At 67.0% G+C, this 18,758-nt stretch carries 15 protein-coding genes and 4 pseudogenes; 16 read left to right on the forward strand and 3 right to left on the reverse strand.

The window, feature by feature from the left end; genetic code table 11:
- The first annotated feature begins 13 nt into the window (after positions 1 to 13).
- Positions 14 to 3,178: an adenylate/guanylate cyclase domain-containing protein gene (locus BN972_RS00505; protein WP_080696647.1), complete on the forward strand. Its 3,165-nt coding sequence runs from the start codon at positions 14 to 16 to the stop codon at positions 3,176 to 3,178.
- 32 nt (positions 3,179 to 3,210) lie between these two features.
- On the opposite strand, the gene BN972_RS00510 is transcribed toward BN972_RS00505, so the two are convergent.
- A complete protein-coding gene (locus BN972_RS00510; RefSeq protein ID WP_036351620.1) occupies positions 3,211 to 3,945 on the reverse strand; it encodes a DUF3060 domain-containing protein in 735 nt (244 codons plus the stop codon).
- A 46-nt stretch (positions 3,946 to 3,991) separates the two neighbouring features.
- On the opposite strand from BN972_RS00510, the pseudogene BN972_RS00515 reads away from it, so the two are divergent.
- Positions 3,992 to 5,004: pseudogene (locus BN972_RS00515) on the forward strand (NADP-dependent oxidoreductase).
- Positions 5,005 to 5,026: 22 nt separating this feature from the next.
- Here BN972_RS00515 and BN972_RS00520 read toward each other — a convergent pair.
- Complete coding sequence (locus tag BN972_RS00520) at positions 5,027 to 6,436, reverse strand: aldehyde dehydrogenase (protein WP_036351623.1); 1,410 nt, start codon at positions 6,434 to 6,436, stop codon at positions 5,027 to 5,029.
- A gap of 83 nt (positions 6,437 to 6,519) precedes the next feature.
- Here BN972_RS00520 and BN972_RS00525 point away from each other — a divergent pair.
- The 11 genes and pseudogenes from BN972_RS00525 to BN972_RS00575 all read left to right on the forward strand — a co-directional run bounded on the left by BN972_RS00525 (position 6,520) and on the right by BN972_RS00575 (position 15,342).
- Positions 6,520 to 7,791 (forward strand): annotated as a pseudogene (locus BN972_RS00525) (aromatic ring-hydroxylating oxygenase subunit alpha).
- Positions 7,791 to 8,117 carry a hypothetical protein gene (locus BN972_RS00530; protein ID WP_036351626.1) on the forward strand — a complete coding sequence of 109 codons (327 nt, stop codon included), beginning with the start codon at positions 7,791 to 7,793 and terminating at the stop codon, positions 8,115 to 8,117. Before BN972_RS00525 ends, BN972_RS00530 begins: the two are co-directional and overlap by 1 nt.
- Positions 8,114 to 9,369: pseudogene (locus BN972_RS00535) on the forward strand (amidohydrolase family protein). Before BN972_RS00530 ends, BN972_RS00535 begins: the two are co-directional and overlap by 4 nt.
- A 14-nt stretch (positions 9,370 to 9,383) precedes the next feature.
- On the forward strand, positions 9,384 to 9,848 hold the full coding sequence (locus BN972_RS00540; protein ID WP_036356118.1) for a MarR family winged helix-turn-helix transcriptional regulator: 465 nt from the start codon (positions 9,384 to 9,386) through the stop codon (positions 9,846 to 9,848).
- A gap of 76 nt (positions 9,849 to 9,924) precedes the next feature.
- Positions 9,925 to 10,194, forward strand: a pseudogene (locus BN972_RS00545) (2Fe-2S iron-sulfur cluster-binding protein); the annotation flags it as partial.
- Entirely contained in the window at positions 10,191 to 10,934 is a 744-nt protein-coding gene (locus tag BN972_RS00550) for an SDR family NAD(P)-dependent oxidoreductase (RefSeq protein ID WP_036351629.1), read from the forward strand. The pseudogene BN972_RS00545 and the gene BN972_RS00550, both read left to right, overlap by 4 nt.
- A 22-nt stretch (positions 10,935 to 10,956) precedes the next feature.
- The gene (locus tag BN972_RS00555; RefSeq protein WP_036351631.1) at positions 10,957 to 12,219 is read left to right on the forward strand and encodes an aromatic ring-hydroxylating oxygenase subunit alpha; all 1,263 of its coding nucleotides are present in this window, start codon (positions 10,957 to 10,959) and stop codon (positions 12,217 to 12,219) included.
- A 1-nt stretch (position 12,220) separates the two neighbouring features.
- A complete protein-coding gene (locus tag BN972_RS00560) occupies positions 12,221 to 12,556 on the forward strand; it encodes a hypothetical protein (RefSeq protein ID WP_036351634.1) in 336 nt (111 codons plus the stop codon).
- A 43-nt stretch (positions 12,557 to 12,599) separates the two neighbouring features.
- On the forward strand, positions 12,600 to 13,445 hold the full coding sequence (locus tag BN972_RS00565; protein WP_036351636.1) for a TauD/TfdA dioxygenase family protein: 846 nt from the start codon (positions 12,600 to 12,602) through the stop codon (positions 13,443 to 13,445).
- 30 nt (positions 13,446 to 13,475) lie between these two features.
- Positions 13,476 to 14,327, forward strand: coding sequence for a glycoside hydrolase family 16 protein (locus tag BN972_RS00570; protein ID WP_235192406.1), 852 nt, complete (start codon positions 13,476 to 13,478; stop codon positions 14,325 to 14,327).
- 184 nt (positions 14,328 to 14,511) lie between these two features.
- The gene (locus BN972_RS00575) at positions 14,512 to 15,342 is read left to right on the forward strand and encodes a glycoside hydrolase family 16 protein (protein WP_036351639.1); all 831 of its coding nucleotides are present in this window, start codon (positions 14,512 to 14,514) and stop codon (positions 15,340 to 15,342) included.
- 4 nt (positions 15,343 to 15,346) lie between these two features.
- Here the strand turns inward: BN972_RS00575 and BN972_RS00580 are convergent, their stop codons facing one another.
- Positions 15,347 to 16,867, reverse strand: a complete 1,521-nt coding sequence (locus BN972_RS00580) for a glycosyltransferase family 39 protein (RefSeq protein WP_036351642.1) — start codon at positions 16,865 to 16,867, stop codon at positions 15,347 to 15,349.
- Between the two features lie 67 nt (positions 16,868 to 16,934).
- On the opposite strand from BN972_RS00580, the gene BN972_RS00585 reads away from it, so the two are divergent.
- From BN972_RS00585 to BN972_RS30070, 3 genes are all read left to right on the forward strand, one after another.
- Positions 16,935 to 17,258, forward strand: a complete 324-nt coding sequence (locus tag BN972_RS00585) for a hypothetical protein (RefSeq protein WP_036351645.1) — start codon at positions 16,935 to 16,937, stop codon at positions 17,256 to 17,258.
- A gap of 9 nt (positions 17,259 to 17,267) precedes the next feature.
- Positions 17,268 to 17,837, forward strand: coding sequence for a muconolactone Delta-isomerase family protein (locus tag BN972_RS00590; RefSeq protein ID WP_036351648.1), 570 nt, complete (start codon positions 17,268 to 17,270; stop codon positions 17,835 to 17,837).
- A gap of 20 nt (positions 17,838 to 17,857) precedes the next feature.
- A partial coding sequence (locus BN972_RS30070; protein WP_036351652.1) for a bifunctional phosphatase PAP2/diacylglycerol kinase family protein occupies positions 17,858 to 18,758 on the forward strand: 901 nt, incomplete at its 3' end.

Here is an 18,758-nt window from a genome sequence, read left to right on the forward strand (position 1 = left end):
TTCTCTGCAGATTGTGGCCGCAACATCCGCCGTGTGCCCTACCTGCGGCTCCGAGCCGCGCGCGGGTGCCCGATTCTGTGATGCGTGCGGCTCGCCGCTGACGGTTGTCGTCAAACCGGCCGAGTACAAGCAGGTGACCGTCCTGTTCGCCGACGTGGTGCGATCCATGGACATCGCGGCGGCACTGGGTGCCGAGCGGCTGCGCGAGGTGATGACCGAGTTGGTGGACCGTTCGTCAGCCGTGGTGCAGCGCTATGCGGGCACCGTGGACAAATTCACCGGGGACGGCATCATGGCGCTGTTCGGCGCCCCGGTAGCTCTGGAGGACCACGCGTTCCGGGCCTGCCTGGCGGCCATGGACATTCAGCAGGTGGTGCGCGGCTTGGCCGCCGAAGTTCGCGAACGCGACGGCATCGACCTGCGGCTGCGGATCGGCCTGAACTCCGGGCAGGTGATCACCGGCGAAGTGGGTGCCACGCACCTGGGCTACACGGCGGTCGGCGCCCACGTGGGCATGGCCCAGCGGATGGAATCGGCGGCGCCACCAGGCGGGGTGATGCTCACCGAGTCCACCGCGCGGTTGGTCGAGGACCGGGTGGTGCTCGCCGACCGGGAGATCGTGCACATCAAGGGTGTCGCCACCGGCGTGCCGGCGCGCCAGTTGCTGGCCGCCGACCTCGAGTACCGGCGCAAGGTCCGATACGAATCCCGCTTGGTCGGACGCGAAACCGAGAAGAACACCGTCGCCGATCTGTTGGACCTGGCGCTGGGCGGCCAAGGCGCGATCATCACGGTGACGGGGCGGCCGGGCGTCGGCAAGACCAGATTGATCCGCGAATCGGTTGTGACGGCGGCCGGCCGGGGGTTCGAGGTGTTTACCACGCACTGCCAATCTCACACCAAGGACATTCCGTTCCACGCCATCTCGCGGTTGTTGCGGGCGGTGTTCAGCGTGCGCGACCTTGGCGCGGAAGCGGCCCGCGCGCGCGTCCACGGAAAGATCCCTGAGGCCAGCGACGAAGATCGGGTGTTGCTCGACGACCTGCTCGGTATCCGCGAGGACGGCATGCCGTTGCCCGACATCAGCCCGGACGCCCAGCGCCGCCGGCTGGTCGAGTTGCTCAAGACGATGGCGGCGCGACGGGTGGAGCCGGTCGCCTACGTCGTGGAGGACGCGCACTGGATCGACAGCGTCAGCGAATCGATGCTTGCAGAATTCGCGGTGATGGTGCCCAGGATGCGCGCGGTGCTGCTCGTCGTCTACCGGCCGGAGTACTCGGGCGCCCTGTCCAAGCTCCGCGGCTCCTGCCCGTTGGTGATTGCGCCGCTGGATGATTCGCAGAGCGCCGCGCTGATCAGGGGTCTGTTGGGAGACGACCCTTCGGTCCGACGGTTGTCCGACGTCATCGCCGACCGGGCGGCGGGCATCCCGTTCGCCGCCGAAGAGATCGTTCGGGACCTGGCCGAGCGGGGCGAGCTGGAGGGCGCCCCGGGCGCCTACGTGTGCCGTCGTGAGGTCAGCGACATCCACGTCCCCGCCAGTTTGCAAGCGATCATCGGCGCCCGCATCGACCGGCTTCCGGTGACGGCGAAACGGACCCTGAACGCCGCGGCGGTAATCGGTGCGCAGTTCGACTCCGAGCTGCTGCAGAACCTGCTGGATTCGATCGACATGGCACCCCTGATCGAGGCCTATCTCGTGGAACAGATCGGATACACGCCGCGAGCGACCTATGCCTTCAGCCACCCCTTGATTCACGCGGTGGCATACGAGTCGCAATTGAAATCCGGGCGCTCCGAGCTGCACCGGCGCGTCGCGGCGGTGATGCAGCGGACCCGCGGCGGATTCACTGGGCAGGAGGCCGCCATCGTTGCCGTCCAGTACGCCGCGGCCGGCGACCTACAGGACGCGTACGACTGGCACATGCAGGCGGCGACCTGGTACGGGGCCCGCGACATCCGGGCCGCCCGAGAGAGTTGGCAACAGGCGGTCACCGTCGCGGATGAGCTTTCCGGTGCCGAGCCGGACGTGCTGGCCATGCGGATCGCACCGCGAGCATTGCTGTGCGGCAGCGCTTTTCAGGTCGGCGGTACCCCATCGGAGACCGGCTTCGCGGAATTGCGCGAGCTCACCACCGCTGCCGGTGACAAGCGATCACTGGCCCTGGGTATGGCCGGCCACCTCACCACGCTGGTGTTCAACTCACACCATCTCGAGGCCGCCGACATGGCCTCGGAGTTCGCCACGCTGGTCGAGTCAATCGGTGATCCGGCGATGACGGTCGGGTTGTTTTACGCTGCGGCACAAGCCAAGTGGGAAGCCGGTCACGCGAAGGAGGCCCTGGCTTTGGCCCAGCGGGTCATCGACCTCGCCGACGGCGACCCCACCATGGGCGACTTCATCATCGGTTCCCCGCTGGCCTGGGCACTCACGGTGCGCGGAGCCGCTGGAATGTTCCTCGGTCGCGCGGGCTGGCGCAACGACCTCGAGGAGGGCATCTCGCTGGCCAAGAATGTCGACAAGGCGGCCAAACCATTTGTGCAGCTTTACAAATACCAGGCCGGTCTGCAGAACGGCGCCGTGCTGCTCAGTTCGCACGACGTGGCCCACACCGAGGCGGCGCTGGAAATCGCACAGAGCTCCGGCAACAACGTCGCACTCACCTATGCGCTGCTGAACCGGGCAATGACGTTGCTGCACACCGACTCCGGCCCCGATGGGCTGAACTGTCTCAATGAGGCGCGACAGATGCTGGTGGACCAGCAGCTGACCACGACGCTGCGGCGGACATCGGACATCGAAATGGCGCGCCAGCGCGTCGGATCGGGCGACCTGGACGGCGCGATCGCCCTGGCCACCTCGGTTCTGAACGAGCAGTTCGACTGCGGCGAAATGATCTTCCGGGGACCCGCGACGACGGTACTGGTCGAGGCTCTGCTGGCACGCGGCGACGATGCCGACCTCGAGGCCGCGCAGCGTGCCGTCGACCGACTCGCGGATGTGCCGACCGACCCGGGGTTCGTGCCGCACGAACTTGCGGTGCTGCGCCTGGCGGCACTGCTGGCCCGGGCCCGCGGCGACGAGGCCGGCTACCGGGAGTCGGTGCGGCGGTTCGGCGTCCGGGCGCGCCGGTCCGGCTTCGAGGGCTATGCGGCGCAGGCCGAAGCGATGGCCTGAGCCGTCTTAGCCCTTAGCCCTAGCCCTTAGCCCTAGCCCTGTTCGACGACGTTGCCGTTGCCGAGCTTCGAGATCTTCGGTGAGCCCGTGTGGTAGGTGATCTTGTTGTTCAGGCCGCTGGCCTCGATCTCGTCGGCCGAATCGACGGTGATGACGTTCTGCAGCCCCGACACGGTGACGTTCGAGCAGTGGCCGGTGAGGACCACCGTGTTGGAGATCCCGCTGATCGTGACGCTGATCCCGCCGTCGCAGGGCAGCGTTCTGCTTTCGTTGATGCCGGAAACGATCACCGGCTGGGCCGCGGGCGCGGTGGCCGACGGAGACGGCGACGAACTGGGCACATGAGTCTTGACGGTGGACGGTGCGTGGCCGCTCGGAGTTGGCAACGCCGACGTGGTTTCGGTGGGTGACTCGACCACCAGGTCGCCATGGGAAAACTGTCGGGCCGCGTAAGCAGCGATGCCGCCGACCAGCAGCAGCACGCCGAGTATGCCGACGCCAGCCAGAATCCAGAACCAGCGCATACCCGAAGATGACCGGGGTGTGGCCCCGGGGTAGGGGCTCTCGTAACCGTAGGACGGCGGCGCCAGATTCGGCGACAGAGGTGGTGGCGTCATGCCCGAACCCGCCGGCGGCGGCACCGGGCCGGGTGGGGGCGGCGGGTAGTTGTAACTGGCGCCCTGGCCCAATTCGCTTGCCTGCGCCTGGCTTGACAGCGGCTGCTCCAGCTCCCGAATGCGGGCTTCCGGGTCGTCGTCAGGGTTCATGGTGGAATGCTCCCACATGGGTGAGCCGGGCGAATAGGCTCTGCTCGTGCCTGAGTTGCCGAATCGCCAGATCCTGTTGCGCCGCCGTCCCTCCGGGCTCGTGCAGCCCGACGACACCGAGCTGGTCATCCGGCCGGCACCCGAGCCCGCCGACGGGGAGGCGTTGTTGCGCACCACCTACGTGGGCCTCGATGCCGCCGTTCGGACCTGGCTGGACGACCAGCCAAGTTACCTGCCCCCGGTGCAGTTGGGTGAGGTCATCCGGGCCGCCGGGATCGGTCAGGTGGTCGAATCACGCTGCGACGCCTACGCGGTCGGTGACATCGTCACCACGCTGACCGGCTTTCAGGAGTACGTGATCATCCGCGACGATATTTTCAGCACGCCCATCCCGGGCGAGACCGACCAGTTGGCGATCATGTCGGTGTATGGGCCGACCGGCGCCACCGCATATTTCGGGATGACCGACATCGGCCGGCCCAAGCCGGGTGAGACGGTGGTGGTCTCGGCGGCGGCGGGCGCCACCGGGTCAGTGGCCGGCCAGATCGCCAAGGTCGCCGCGCCCGGGTGGTCGGAATCGCCGGCGGCCCGGAGAAATGCCGGGCGGTGGTCGAAGATTTCGGCTTCGATGCGTGTATCGACTACAAGAACGAAGACGTGGCAGCCGGTCTCAAGCAGCACTGCCCCAAACGCGTCGACGTCTATTTCGACAATGTCGGCGGGCCGATCCTCGACGCCGTCCTGGGCAGGCTGGCCCCGAAAGCGCGGGTCGTACTGTGCGGCGTCATCTCCAGCTACCTCACCGGCGAGCACCCCGGCCCGTCGAACTACGTCAACCTGCTGTCCAAAACCGCAAGCATGCAAGGATTCAACGCGCTCGACCAGTGGGGCCGGTTCGACGAGGCGTTCGCCAACCTGCGCCAGTGGGAAGCCGAAGGTCGGCTGCGGCATCGGCAGACCATCTACGACGGGATCGAGTCGTGTGTCGATGCCCTCAACGGCTTGTTCACCGGCGCCAACATCGGCAAGACCTTGGTGAAGGTCAGCGAGTCCAGCTGAAACCGTTGCGCTGCAACGCAGCTCAGGGCGCCACCGCGATGGACTTGGCGTCCAGGTAGCCGTCGATCCCTTCGGGGCCCAGCTCGCGACCGTAGCCGCTGGCCTTGACACCGCCGAACGGCGCGAACGGGTCCATGGTGTAGCCCTGGTTGATTCCGAGCGTGCCGGTGCGCACCCGCGCCGCGATCCGCAGTGCCCGGTCGGTGTCGGCGGACCACACGGACCCGGCCAGGCCGTAGTCGTTGTCGTTGGCGATGGCCACCGCCTCGTCCTCGTCCCGGTAGGGGATGACGGTGAGCACGGGGCCGAAGATCTCCTCACGCGCGATCGTCATGTTGTTGTCGGCGTCGGCGAACAGGGTGGGCCGGACGTACCAGCCCCGGTCGAGCCCGTCGGGCAGCTCGGTGCCGCCGAGCACCCGCCGCGCGCCGTCGCGCTCGCCGATCCGGATGTAGTCCAGGACGCGCTGCTGCTGGCGGTGCGAGACCAGCGGACCCATCTGGGTTTCGGGATCGGTCGGGTCACCCACCCGGATGGCACTCATCTCGGCGGCCAGCGCGTCGGTGTACTCATCGTGACGGCCTTGGGGCACCAGCAGGCGGGTCAGGGCGTTGCAGATCTGTCCGCTGTTGGACAGGCTGGCCGAGCGTACGCCTGCGGCGACCTTCTCCGGTTCGGTGTCGTCCAGGATGATCGCGGCCGATTTCCCGCCGAGTTCCAAACCGACCCGGGTGAGGTTGGCGGCGCACGCCGCGGCGACGGCCCGGCCCGCGGCGCTGGATCCGGTGAAGGAGACCTTGTCCACGCCCGGATGTCCGACCAGCAGTTCACCGACGGAGCGGTCTCCGGGCAGCACACTGACCACCCCGGGGGGGATATCGACCTGCTCCAGCAGGTCCGCCAACAGCAGCGCGTCCAACGGGGATTCGGGTGCGGGCTTGATCAGCACGGCGCACCCGGCGAGGAGCGCGGGAATCAGCTTGGTGGCGGTGAGGAACTGCGGCATGTTCCACGGCACGATCGCGGCGACCACGCCGACCGGCTCCTTGCGGATGTGCACGTCCGTCCCGAAGAAGCCGGGCCGGGTCTCCTGCCACGGGTGACGTTCGGCCAGATCGCAGAAGGCGCGGATCATCATCGCGGGCAGACCCACTTGGGCCCGCTTGGCGAAGGTGATCGGCGCGCCGATTTCGGTGGTGATGGTGTCGGCCATCTGCCGGCGGTGCTGGTCGTAAACGTCGGCCAGGCGGCGGACCGCCGCGATGCGCTCGGCGGGTTCGGTCCGTCCCCAGGGCCCGGAATCCAGTGCGGCGCGCGCGGCATCGACGGCCGCGTCCACATCGGCCGGGCCGGCGGCCGCGACTTCGGCGACCGCTTGCTCGGTGTGCGGCGAAACGACCTCGAAAAGCTCTCCCGTCAGGCGCTGCGCCATCCCGGCCTCCCATCGGCAATCTCAACTACTTGTGATTAGGTTTTCGAGCATATACCGTCGGCTGCGACGGACTAGGAGCGAGTATGGCGCGATTTCCCAAGCCGGCTGAGGGTAGCTGGACCCAGCACTACCCCGAACTGGGCACCGGGCCGGTGTCCTATGAAGACTCGATCAACCCCGAGATCTATCACCTCGAGCGCGAAGCCATCTTCAAGCGGGCCTGGCTCAACGTGGCACGGATCGAACAGTTACCCCGCAAGGGCAGTTACCTGACCCGCGAGCTCAAGGTGGTCAACACCTCGATCATTTTGGTGCGCAACGGATCCGGGGAGATCAAGGCGTTCCACAATGTCTGCCGGCATCGCGGCAACAAGCTGGTGTGGAACGACATGCCGCTCGAAGAAACCAGCGGAGTGTGCCGGCAGTTCACCTGCAAGTACCACGCGTGGCGTTACGACCTGGACGGCAACCTGACTTTCGTGCAGCAGGAGGAAGAGTTCTTCGATCTCGACAAGAGCCGCTACGGGCTGGTGCCGGTGCACTGCGCGGTGTGGGAAGGCTTCGTTTTCGTCAATTTCGCCAAGCAGCCCGAACAGTCGCTGCGGGAATTCCTGGGGCCGCTGGTCACCGACCTGGAGGGCTATCCGTTTGACAGGATGACCTCGCGCTGGCACTACCGCTCCGAGGTGAAGGCGAACTGGAAGCTCTACATGGACGCGTTCCAGGAGTTTTATCACGCGCCTGTGTTGCATGCGAACCAGTCGCCGACCGCGTATTCGAAGGCGGCGGCCGAGGCCGGATTCGAGGCGCCGCATTATCGCCTGGAAGGGCCGCACCGACTGGTCAGCACCTCGGGTGTGCGGGCCTGGGAGATGTCGGCCGAGATGCGCAAGCCGATCGAGGACATCTGTCAGAGCGGCCTGTTCGGGCCCTGGGACAAACCGGATCTGGGACCGATGCCCAAGGGGCTCAACCCGGCGAAATGCGATCCGTGGGGCCTGGATTCGTTCCAGCTGTTCCCCAATTTCGTCCTGCTGTTCTGGGGACAGGGCTGGTATCTGACCTACCACTACTGGCCGACGTCGTATAACACCCACCTATTCGAAGGCACGCTGTAGGCTTGCCCGCAGCCGCGCACTCCGCGGGAACGGGTGGCCCAAGAGTTGGCGGCCGTGTCGTTCAAGGAATACGGGCTGCAGGACGCCAACACCCTGGAAGCCACCCAGTCGATGATCGAATCCCAGGTGCTGGACGAATTCCTGCTCTGCGACCAGGAGATCCTGATCCGTCACCTGCACAAGGAGACCGCGGCTTGGATCGAGGACTACCGGCAGCGCACCGGGGCGGGAGTGTGATGACTGTGCTGCCAACCGAATTCGCTGACCTCGAACCCTTCTCGGACTGGTGCCTGCCGACCGAGCCGGCGCGTTACGCCAAACGCCTGTCGAGTTCGATGGCCGAGATGAAGGCGTTCTACGACGCGATCACTCCCCGCGCCGAGGAAGCGCTCGCTTACTGCGACAAGTTCGCGCTGGACGAGTTGCCCGAGGATGTCCTGAACCTTATGCATCTGCTGTATTCGATGATCATGGTTTCGTTTCCGATGGAGTGCTGGAAGCAGCCCCGGGTGCCCGACTCGGGCGCGGCCACCCTGGACTGTGTGTCCGAGCCGGTTCCGTGACTGCGACCATCCTGCGCGCGGCCCGGTGGGCCGACGTGGACGCGGGCGAGGTTCGTTCCCCGGCGGTGGTGGTGGTCGAGGGTGAACGCATCACGGCCGTCAATCCCGATCAGGCGCAACCAGATTCGGCGACGGTAGTCGACCTCGGGGACGTCACGTTGCTCCCCGGCCTGATGGACATGGAGCTCAACCTGTTCATCGGGGGGCCGGGGGGCCGGAAGGACTGCCGGCGCCAATGCACGGCGTGCAGGACGATCCCGCGTACCGCACGTTGCGGGCCGCGGTGAACGCGCGCACCACACTCGACGCCGGTTTCACCACGGTGCGTAACCTGGGGCTGATGGTCAAGACCGGCGGCTACCTGCTTGATGTCGCGCTGCAGCGCGCAGTGGACCAGGGTTGGCACGTCGGGCCGCGCATCTACCCGGCGGGCCATGCCGTCACCCCGTACGGTGGGCACCTGGACCCGACGGTTTTTCAGCGGTTGGCGCCCGGGATCATGCCGTTGTCGGTCGCCGAGGGGATCGCCAATGGCGTGCCGGACGTTATCGCCTGTGTTCGCTACCAGATTCGCCACGGCGCCAAGCTGATCAAGGTCTCGGCCTCGGGCGGGGTCATGTCGCACAGCACCGCGCCCGGCTCCCAGCAGTACTCCGACGCGGAGTTTGCCGCGATCGCCGACGAAGCACACCGCGCCGGGGTTCGGGTGGCCGCGCATGCCGTCGGCGACACCGCGATCCAGGCCTGCATCCGGGCCGGGATCGATTGCATCGAACACGGCTTTCTGGCCAGTGACGACACCATCCAGATGATGGTCGATCACGGCACGTTCCTGGTCTCGACCACGTACTTGACCGAGGCGATGGCGGTCGACCGGATCGCGCCGGAACTGCGCAGGAAGGCCGAAGAGGTCTTTCCCCGGGCAAAGGCCATGCTGCCCAAGGCGATTGCGGCAGGCGTACGCATCGCGTGTGGCACCGACGCACCGGCGATCCCGCACGGCCAGAACGCCCGCGAGCTGCTGGCCCTGGTCGACCGCGGCATGACGCCGATGCAGGCGATCCGGGCCGCCACCGCGGTGGCCGCCGAACTGATCGACGCCGATGACGAGTTGGGCCGGCTGGCCCCCGGCTACCTGGCCGACATCATCGCGGTGCCGGGCGATCCCTCGCGGGACATCGGCACCACCCTTGAGGTTGCCTTCGTCATGAAGAACGGGAGCATCCACAAGATTCCGGCAGGCGTCGACTGATGACCGGAGCCGACATCGAACTCACCGACAACATCCTGTGGCTGCTCAAGCAGGCCTTCTACTACTCGCTGACCACGATCAACGAAGCCATGAGCGCACACGGGGTCAGTACTGCTCAGATCGGCGTGCTCCGGCAGCTGGCCAATGAACCCGGCCTGTCCGGTGCCGAGCTGGCCCGCCGGCTCCTGATCAGCCCGCAAGGGGTTCAGCTCGCGCTGACGTCGCTGCAGCGCCGAGGCCTCGTCAAGAGAAAGAAGAACCCCGCGCACGGCCGCATCTTGCAGGCCTACCTCACCGAGGAAGGGCGCAAGGTCGCTGCGACGGTGGTCAGCGACGCGGTGGAAGCCCACGAGCGGGTCTTCGGCGTACTCAGCCCGGCGGAGCAGGCGACGCTGCGCGAGTTGCTGGGTCGCGTGGTGGAGAAGGGCACCGGTCACGAACTCTTCGCCGATCACGTCGAGGAACGGGATAGTCTCTAGTACTTGATAACGATCGCAAGTAGTTGATACTGTGGCGGTGATGTCGGATTCCCCTGCTCTGTCATGTGTGGACGCCGCACAGGTCACCATCGATCTGGACGGGCGCACCACCGCGGTGTCCTACTCGCGGGGCGACACGCTGCTGCAGACCGCCCGGATGGCGGGACTGTCGCCGCCGTCGTCCTGCGAAGTCGGTTCCTGCGGAACATGTATGGCGCGGCTGACCGAGGGCGGCGCGCGGATGCTGAACAACGACGCTCTGGAGGAGGACGAGGTGGCCGAGGGCTGGGTCCTGACCTGTCAGGCACTGCCGACCACCCCGACGGTGCGGGTGGTCTACGAGTGAGCAGGGTGGCGGTGGTAACCGGAGGCGCATCGGGTATCGGGGAGGCCACCTGCCGTGAACTGGGCCGGCGCGGCCACCGGGTTGGGGTGCTCGACATCGATGAGGATGCGGCGCAACGGGTTACCGACGACCTGCGGGCGGACGGGATCACCGCCACCGCCGCCGGCGCCGACGTCACCGAGCGGACCGCCGTCGAGCAGGCATTCGCCAAAATTCGCAGCGAACTGGGGCCGGTCTCAGTCCTGGTCACCAGCGCCGGACTCTTCGATTTCTCGCCGTTCCTGGAGATCACGACGCAGGACTGGGCCCGCATCGTCGACGTCAACCTCACCGGTACGTTCCATTGCTGCCAAGTCGCGCTGCCGGACATGCTGGCGACGAACTGGGGCCGGATCGTGCTGATCTCGTCGTCCAGCGCGCAGCGGGGATCGCCCTTCGCCGCGCACTACGCAGCGGCCAAGGGCGCCGTGCTGACCCTGACCAAGTCGCTGGCCCGTGAGTACGCCGCCCAGGGCATCACCGTCAACACCATCCCACCCTCGGGCATCGAGACACCGATGCAGCACCAATCACAAGCGGCCGGCTACCTGCCGTCCAACGAGCAGATCGCGAGCAATATCCCGGTCGGCTACCTGGGCACCGGCGCCGACATCGCCGCGGCGGTGGGATTCCTGTGCTCGGACGAGGCTCGATTCATCACCGGTCAGGTCATCGGGGTCAACGGCGGGTCGGTGCTATGACTGCCAGGACAAGGAGGCCAAAATGACTCGATCGGGCAGGCCCGCCGAGGGGTCGTGGACCGAGCACTATCCCGAACTGGGAACCGGTCCGATCTCCTTCCGGGACTCCACATCCGAGGAGTTCTACGAACTGGAGCGCGAAGCGGTCTTCAAGCGGGCCTGGCTGAACGTCGCGCGGGTGGAGGAATTGCCCCGCACGGGTAGCTACCTGACCAAGGAGATCGAGGTCGCTCGCACCTCGGTGATTCTGGTCAGGGGCCGTGACGAGCGCATCCGTGCCTTCTACAATGTGTGCCGGCATCGGGGAAATAAGTTGGTGTGGAACGACTTTCCCGGTGACGAGACCCGCGGCACCTGTCGGCAGTTCACCTGCAAGTACCACGGCTGGCGCTACGGTCTGGACGGTGCGCTGACTTTCGTTCAGCAGCAGTCGGAGTTCTTCGATCTGGATCCGGCGAAGTACGGGCTGCGGGCGGTGCACTGCGACGTCTGGAACGGCTTCATCTTCATCAACTTCGACGACGAACCGCGCCAGACTCTGCGGGAATTTTTGGGGCCGATGATCACCGGCCTGGACGGTTATCCGTTCGACAAGCTGACCGAACGCTACGAGTGGGTGGCCCACAACAACAGCAACTGGAAGATCTTCGCCGACGCGTTCCAGGAGTACTACCACGTGCCTTCGCTGCACCCCCAACAGGTGCCCGCGGCGGTGCGTGACCCCAACGCCGGATTCACTTGTGGCCATTTCCAACTCGACGGCCCGCACCGGATGGTCTCGACAGCGGGTCGGCGGCGCTGGTTACTGCCCCAGGAGTACATGTACCCGATCGAGCGAGCCACCCGCAGCGGGCTGGTGGGCCCGTGGCGCACCCCCGACATCGGCGAACTGCCGGCCGGGCTCAACCCCGGCGGGATCGAACCGTGGGGGATCAGCAACTTTCAGATCTTCCCCAACATTGAGATCCTCATCTACGGCGGCTGGTACCTGCTCTACCGCTACTGGCCCACTTCGCACAATACCCACCGTTTCGAGGCCTACACCTACTTCCACCCCGCGCGCAGTGTGCGGGAGCGGATCGAGCACGAGGTCGCCGCGGTGGTGCTCAAGGAGTTCGCGCTGCAGGACGCCGGCATGCTCGGCGGGACCCAGGCCGCGTTGGAGTATGGCATCGTCGACGACTTTCCGCTCAACGACCAGGAGATCCTGGTGCGTCACCTGCACAAGGTGGTGGTCGACTGGGTCGAGGCGTACCGGCGCGAGAGAATGCCGGCGGGAGTCTGAGATGGCCGGCAACATGCTGCCCAGCGCGTTCGCGGAGCTGGAAAAGTACGCTCAGAACTGGTGTCTGGCAACGGAATCCGAACGGTGGAACGCCCGGGTGAATAGCACCATGCCGCAGCTGCGGGAGTTCTACGACGCCTTCTTCCCGCGCCTGGAGGAGGCCATCGACTACTGCGACAAGTTTGCGCTCGACGGGTTGCCCGACGACGCGCTCAATCTGCTGCACCTGATCTATTCGTTGATCATGGTCGCCATGGCGGTCGAAGTCATGCATCAGCCGGTGCCGGTGGATGCCGCGGACGCCGTGATGGTCCGCACCGGCGAACCGGTGCCTTGACCCGAAACCCGCTGCGGCAGTTGGTCTATAGAAAGGTTCGGCCATGAGTGTGCTCACCATCAACAAGCTCACCGAGACGGTCGGTGCACAGGTCTGCGGGCTCGATCTTGCCGACGCGGCATCCGACGACTCGATCGGTGCGGCCATCCTCGACGCGCTGGAAGTCAATGGGGTGCTGGTCTTTCGGGGATTGCAACTCGATCCTGACGCGCAGGTCGCCTTCTGCCGCCGGCTGGGTGACATCGACCACTCGTCCGACGGGCATCACCCGGTGGCCGGCATCTACCCGATCACGCTGAATCCGGCGAAGAACTCGTCGGCGGCCTACTTGAAGGCCACATTCGATTGGCACATCGACGGGTGCACACCGCTCGGCGAGGAGTATCCGCAGAAGGCCACCATCCTGTCGGCGGTGCAGGTCGCCGAGTGGGGCGGGGAGACCGAATTCGCCAATTCCTACGCCGCGTATGAGGCGCTCACGCCCGCGGAGCAGGAGCGCTTCGGACCGCTGCGCGTGGTGCATTCGCTGGAAGCCTCCCAGCGGCGGGTCACCCCGGACCCGACGCCGGAGCAGGTGGCGCGCTGGCGATCCCGGCGCACCCATGAGCATCCGCTGGTTTGGACGCACCGCAGCGGCCGCAAGTCGCTGGTGCTGGGCGCCTCGGCCGATTACGTCGTCGGCATGGACCTGGACGAAGGACGCGCGCTGCTGGCCGAGTTGCTCGACCGCGCCACCACCCCGGACCGGGTCTACAGCCATGCCTGGACGGTCGGTGACACCGTCATCTGGGACAACCGTGGGGTGCTGCACCGGGCGGCGCCGTACGACCCGAACTCGCCGCGGGAGATGCTGCGCACCACCGTGCTGGGCGACGAACCCATCCAATAGCTTTTGCTATCGTCCCTTGCCATGTCACAGATGGACCGTCGCCGCATGCTGATGATGGCGGGATTCGGCGCGCTGGCGGCCGCCATTCCGGCCCCGCTGGCCGGGGCCGACCCGGGCCTGGCGCCCGTGCCGGCAGCTCCGTCCGCGGGTACCGCCGGGGGGTTCATCTGGCACGACGAGTTCGATGGACCGGCCGGCTCGGCGCCCGACCCGTCGAAATGGGCGGTGTCCAACTTCCGGACGCCGATCAGGAACCCGGTCGACTTCGACCAGCCGCAGTTCTGGGGCCAGTATCGCGACAACCGGCAGAACGTCTTCGTGGACGGCAAATCCAACCTGGTCCTGCGCGCCACCAAGGACGGCGGCGGTTACTTCGGCGGCCTGGTGCACGGCCTGTGGCGCGGCGGTGTCGGGACCACCTGGGAAGCCCGGATCAAGATGAACTGCCTCGCCCCCGGCATGTGGCCCGCGTGGTGGCTGTCGAATGACGATCCCGGCCGCTCCGGCGAGATCGACCTGATCGAGTGGTACGGAAACGGCACCTGGCCGTCGGGTACCACGGTCCACGCCAACCCGGACGGCACGGCCTTCGAGACCTTCCCGATCGGTGTCGACGGCGGCTGGCACAACTGGCGGGTCCGCTGGGACGTCACCGGCATGTACTTCTGGCTGGACTACGCCGACGGCGCGGCGCCCTACTTCTCCGTGCCGGCCACCGGCATCGAGGACCTGAACGAGCCGATCCGCGAGTGGCCGTTCAACGATCCGGATTACACGGTGTTCCCCGTGCTGAACCTGGCCGTCGGCGGCTCCGGCGGGGGCGATCCTGCCGCTGGGTCCTACCCGCAGGAAATGCTGGTCGACTGGGTGCGAGTCTTCTGATTTTGATGCTGATTTTGATGCTGAGGCGAGTATCACCGCGTGTGCAAGGTGCGATCGGCCCCCGGCACATGGTTCTATAAGACCGTTTGTGAAAGTTCCCAGGGGGATGGCGCGAGTCCGAGAACCTGGCCGGGACAGGCCTCGATCGGGCCTTGAACGGCAAATAAAGAACGGTGGTACCTGAATGGATCGTCGGAGCATGTTGTTGACGACAGGCCTCGGCATGCTGGCCGCCGCGGCATCGATCCCGATCCCCGAAGCCCAGGCCCACCCGGCGCCGCCCCAGGCGCCGTCGGCAGGCCCGTCCGGGCCCTACCTCTTCGCCGACGAATTCGACGGCCCGGCCGGCGCTGGTCCGGACCCGGCCAAGTGGACCGTGCAGACCTGGCAGGACGACGTGTTCCCGCCGGTCGACGGGATCTACCGCAACGACCCCAGCAATGTCTTCCAGGACGGCAACTCCAACCTGGTGCTGCGGGCAACCAAAGATCTCAACGGCACCTATTACAGCGGCAAACTGCGTGGCAACTGGCGCGGCATGATCGGCACCACCTGGGAATCGCGGATCAAGCTCGACTGCCTGAGCCCCGGGTTGTGGCCGTCGTTCTGGGCGGTCAACGAGGATCCGCTGCCGGACGGTGAGGTCGACGTCTTCGAGTGGTACGGCAACGGCGACTGGGCCCCCGGAACCACGGTCCACGCGGCATCCAACGGCAAGACCTGGGAGGGCAAGTCGATCCCCGGTCTGGTGGACGGCAACTGGCACACCTGGCAAATGCGCTGGGACGTCGACGGTTTCAAGTTCTCGCGGGACGGCGCGCAGTACTTTGCCGTGCCGCCGAAGCCGATCCACGTGCACGGCGGCGCGCCCGACGATTTCCGGTGGCCGTTCAACAATCCTGGCTACTGGATGTCACCCATGTACACCCTCGCCGTCGGCGGCGTGGGCGCCGGCGATCCAGCCGGGGGCAACTTCCCGGCTTCCATGCTGATCGACTACATCCGCGTCTGGTAGTCGCCTACCGGACGGCTTGAATGACCTGGACCAGGTTGAACTGCCAGCGCTCCACCAGACGGAAACCCAGGTCATGCGGCACCGCGAAGGCTGGCGTCGCACCGTAGCGCGGACCCGGCGGCAGCGCTGATCCCCGCTCGTGCGCGGGTACCGCGGCGTCGGCCTGGGTGATGATCCACACGACCTTGCAATGACTCAACGGCGCGACGACGACCTCGGGGATCAGGTTGGTGTCGAAGACGTCGTTGATCTCGGTGGCCCGCTTCCACAGGGTCAGGTCGTCGAGTTTGCGGTAGGCGTCCGGGCGGGCGGCCAGCAACGGCCGCATCGGCGCGGGCATGAAGGTCACCGTGTCATTGACGAGCAGGCAGTCACCCGGCGCCGCCCGGGCGGAGATCAGATCGGCGACCTGGCTGTAGTCCATGCCGTATTTCGCGTACGGGTTGCGTTGTGTCCGAAGATAATTCGGTACGGCGGCGATGGTCAGGATCAGCACCACGGCCACCGCCACCCAGGGTTTGGCGGTCACCGCGCCGACGCAGACGGCCAACGCGATCGCCATCGCCGGGGCGGTGAAGGTCAGGTAGCGGGGCGTATAGATCGGATGTGCCACCACCGACCCCAAGATGATCAGCGCGGTCGGGATCACCAGCCAGGCGATGGACAAGGTCAGCAACTGGCGATCAGCCGGGGTGAAGGGCCGGGTTGAGCGCACCCAGCACACGACGGCCGCCAGCACGATCAGCGCCGACAGCACCGCGAACACCGGATTTCGTTCGAAGTACTGCTGGATTACGACGTCCTCGATGGTGCGGTGTCCGATCGGTGCGACCCATTTGATCTGGTGCGCCTGTCTGACCACGGCGAGCGCAAAGGGAGTCAGCGCGACCACCGCGATGCCCGCGGATACGGCGAACGGCAGCAGTACCTGTCGTCGTCGCTGGAATACGTAGATGAAGAGCGCGTGCGCCGCCAGCAGCAACACCAGATACAGGTCGAGCACGATCGAAAACGCGAGCGCCACCCCATAACTCGCCCACACCCAGCCGCGGCGGCGGCGTACGGCGTATACCAGCAGGACCGTCAGCCAGACCGCCGCCGTCATCGACATGGCCGACGGGCGCGCCTCGATGCCCGCCCAGGTCGTCCGGGGCAGGATCGCGCAGACCAGGCCGGCGACCACCGCGACGGTCCGAGACGACAACTGCCTGCCGAGCACCACCACCCCGGCCGCGGCGACGCCGACGGCCAGGCCGCTCGGGGCGCGGGACCAAAACTCCGTGGGCGGAAAAACCAGGAACCAGCCGTGCATCAGCAGGTAGTAGAGGCCGTGAACGGCATCGACGTTGCCCACCATCTGCCACAACTGGCCGAGCGAGCGACTGTAGGCGGCCGAGATCGTGGCCGCCTCGTCATACCAGAACGAGGGCCGCGCGGCCCCGCCCAGGCCCACCCCGGCGGCTAACAGACCAACCCACACCGGATCCCACGGATGGGGCCGCGACTCGTCTGCCACACCGGTCATGTTGCCAGGGTGGCCGGGGCTGCCGCGAAACCTGTGTCGCAGCCTTGTTCGAACGTATGATCGATTGGTGGGACGGCTCGCATCGATCGGTTACAACGGGCAGCCGGTTCGCGGTCCGTTCCGTCCGGTGCGCCCGCCGATCCCGGTACTGGTGGATTTAACGGTGCTGTTTCCCCGCCAGCCGCACCGCTCGGGGCGCTACCACCCGAACGGACTGCAGCTGCACAAGGTGGTGGAGGGCAAGCTGAGCTGCTGGGGCATCTGCGAGCAGGGCGACTGGTGGGGGCTGGTGACCTATCCGGTGGACTTCGGCTCCAAGCAGAAAACCGTGACGCACTGGATTCCGGCCTGGACGTTGCGTCGCAAGGCCGAGCGCCCGGCGCGGGAATAGAGTCTGTTCGTGGAGTTCCTGGCCGCGATGGCCACCGAGGTGCCCGACGGCCACGGGGCGGCCCGCGCACACGAGCTCGCAAGGCACAAGCGACTGCTGCGGCTGTGGCGTGCGCCCAGTCGGCCGGGCGAATCGCGCATCCTCGGATTGTTCTCGGCCGCCGACCGAGACGAGTTCGAACAACTGCTCGGTGGGATGTCGCAGGCTGCCCGGGTCACACCGCTGGGCGCTCACGACAACGACCCGGCGGCCGCCGGAGTGGTCGGCCGGCCCGGCAAGGGGCCGGAGTTCCTGATCAGCATGACCCTGACGGTTCCGCCCGGCATCCCGGCGGCAGCCGTCGACGACGCCTGCGCACGCGAAGCCGAACACACTCGCGACCTGGCTGTGCGGGGGCATTTGCTGCGGCTCTGGACGTTGCCGGTCAGCCCGGACGGCCCGGGCACGCTCGGCTTGTGGCGGGCCCGCGATCTCGGTGAGCTGGAAGCCATTCTGGAGGCGTTGCCGCTCTCCGGCTGGGTGACCATCGAGACCACGCCGCTCAGTCCGCATCCCCAGGACCCGATCCGGTTGCTGTGACGGCCGTTAGGGTGGAGCCAATGAACCGGCGGCCTTGGCGACCCACGCGCAGCATCAAAAAGATCACCAACGGGCTTGGTGCCCTCGATCGGGAACTGTTCGAGGCGATCGCGGAGAGTCCGACCCCGCTACTCGACACGGCCATGCCGCCGCTGACCCGGGCGGCCGACCACTCCAAGCTGTGGTTCGTCATCGCCGGCCTGCTGTTCGCGTCGGGAAAGCACTCCGCGCAACGCGGCGCCACCCGCGGTGTGGTGTCGCTGGGGATGGCCAGCCTGCTGACCAACCAGGTCGCCAAGCGAGTCCGGCAACGTCCCCGGCCGCTCTACGAGTCGGTGCCGCTGGTCCGGCGGGTTCGGCGTCGGCCGACCTCGAATTCGCTGCCGTCCGGGCACTCCGCCAGTGCCGCCGCGTTTGCCGTCGGTGTGGGTCTGGAGAGTCCAACCCTCGGTTTCGGACTGGCCCTGCTGGCCGGCCTGGTGGGCCTGTCGCGGGTGGCGGTCGGCGCGCACTATCCGGGTGACGTGGTGATCGGCTTCGGTATCGGGGCCGGGGTGGCGATCACCGGGAGCCGCCTGGTCCCGCCGATCGTGGAGACCGCTTTGCCCAGGACGGAACCGCTTCGGGTGGAGGTCCCGGAGCGGCCCGATGGCGCCGGAGTGGTCCTGGTGGTCAACCCGGCTTCCGGCAGCGGCACCGGGGCGCGCGTCGCGGACGACGTCCGCACCGAGTTGCCCGAGATGGAGATCGTCGAACTCGATCCCGACGAAGACCCGCTGCCGGTGCTGCGCCAGGTCGCCGAACGAGCCGAAGTGCTGGCTGTCGGTGGCGGCGACGGGACCGTGTCGACGGCCGCGGCGGTTGCCGCCGAGGCGGGCCTGCCGCTGGCGGTCTTCCCGGCCGGAACGTTCAACCACTTCG

Origin of the sequence: Mycobacterium asiaticum DSM 44297 (genome assembly GCF_000613245.1) — a bacterium.
In the GTDB taxonomy this organism is placed as follows: Bacteria; Actinomycetota; Actinomycetes; order Mycobacteriales; family Mycobacteriaceae; genus Mycobacterium; species Mycobacterium asiaticum.